Source organism: Arsukibacterium sp., from assembly GCF_033721375.1.
Taxonomy (GTDB): domain Bacteria; phylum Pseudomonadota; class Gammaproteobacteria; order Enterobacterales; family Alteromonadaceae; genus Alishewanella.
Window position 1 is genome coordinate 1 of sequence record NZ_JAWWAP010000023.1, and the last position, 1,779, is coordinate 1,779.

General features: G+C 46.7%; 1 protein-coding gene. It reads right to left on the minus strand.

Annotated features, from left to right (window positions below; genetic code table 11):
* Positions 1-193: 193 nt before the first annotated feature.
* Positions 194-1,636 carry an IS1182 family transposase gene (locus R3187_RS18770; protein ID WP_318968562.1) on the minus strand — a complete coding sequence of 481 codons (1,443 nt, stop codon included), beginning with the start codon at positions 1,634-1,636 and terminating at the stop codon, positions 194-196.
* Between the last annotated feature and the right edge of the window lie 143 nt (positions 1,637-1,779).

The window sequence follows — 1,779 nt, forward strand, 5'->3', positions numbered from 1 at the left end:
CTGCTATGAGCGCAGGCTGTGTAAAAACTCATATTTTCCGCTCTTTCATCGGCATCTCTGGCATACACTGTTAGTGTCTAGCTGACGTTAACCGTATATGCTGTAATTCTCATTCAGGCGGTTCGGGAGCTTTCCTAGCGGGGGTATTCAGTGCTATTGAGTGGTCATCAGTGGGCTAAAGCGACTACAACTGCTAGCCGCAATGCGCTTTCAGCTTAATGGACAATCCTTCAGTACCCCAGATAGACATCATTCTTTTGAGGTTATAAGCCAGCACATGCAAACTGATTTCGGTGCTGACATTTTTAAACCGTCGTGTCAGTAAGTGAGTCGCACCCATCCACATTTTAATTGTTCCAAACGGATGCTCTACCGTTTGCTTTCGGATAACTGCTGTTTGTGGAAGTGCATCAAGCCTGGCTTGCATATCTTCCATTTCAGCTTCATGAACCCATCGTCTGATACGTCTGGGATCTCGCTTGGATGTGGTGCATTTTGACCGTTGGGTGCAATCCCGGCAGGCGATATTGTTAAAGTACATTTGCAGTTCCAGCCCATCTTCAACTGCTGTAAACCTATTCTGAAGCTCGCTGCCAGCCGGGCAAATATAGACGTCCTTTTCGCGGTCATACCTAAACAGCGAACGGTTAAAAAGGCCTTTACGATCAGCGCCGGAGGTATCACCCTTTGGCACCAGCGCCACAGCACCGGTATCGAGTACTGCTTTGATATCACTACGGCTGTAATAACCTTTGTCGGCCAGTACGGTTATGTCCTCTCTGCCAACGGCTTCCTGAGCCAATGTTGTCACGGAACTAAGTTGGCCTCGATCTGTTGTGTTGGTGACTTCGTGGGCCACAATCAGGTGATTCTTCGTATCCACAGCAGTCTGCACGTTGTAACAGACTTGTCGGTTCATGTTATTTGTTTTCATTAACCGGGAATCAGGATCGGTTAAAGACAGTTGCTTGTCTGGCTGTTGCTCGACTGTTTGTTGAATCTCCTGAAGTTCACCCAAACGTTTTTTTAGCCACGCCAGCTTAGTTGCAGTTAATTCTGCACTGGCATCAGGCTCTGAACCTATGTCAGCTTCATCCAGCTTAGCCAGATAGTGGCTGATGCTTTGCTCAACCCGCGCAATATGGTCTTTCGCTTTTTGAGGCGTAAAGTTATTTGGTTTACTATTTACCGCTTTGAACTTGCTGCCGTCGATGGCCACAATGACATCAGTGAACATTTGCATCTGCCGACACAGGTCGATAAAAGCCCGGCAAGCATTCTTTATACCTTTACCGCTATTTTTCCTGAAGTCTGCGATGGTTTTAAAGTCCGGGGTTAGTCGCTCCAGTAGCCACATCAACTCAACGTTTCGATGTGATTCTTTTTCCAGCCTGCGGGATGATTGGATGCGGTTGAGGTAACCATAAATGTACAGTTTCAACATGGTAGCTGGGTGATATCCTGGCCGCCCTGTCTGCTTGGCACTGACTCGCTCGAAACCCAGAGAATCAAGTTGTAGTCCATCAACAAACAAATCGACTACCCGGACAGGATTATCCTCAGTAACGAAGTCATCCAGCGCTTCAGGAAGCAAGGTTACTTGATGTCTGCCTTGGCCTTTAATATGGTGGGTCATATCAGCACACTTTGTTCTAATTCGTATGCTATTAATTTTAGTAAAGTGGCAGCTAACCGCCTGGCTTTATCAAGAATGATTGATCATATAAATCTGGTGCTTAGACCAAAAGGTGATCAGCAGTTTTCACACAGCCTGAGCGA

Bases quoted from the DNA above. Each gene is read 5' to 3' on its own strand.
- R3187_RS18770 (WP_318968562.1), bottom strand. From the start codon at position 1,636: ATGACCCACCATATTAAAGGCCAAGGCAGACATCAAGTAACCTTGCTT.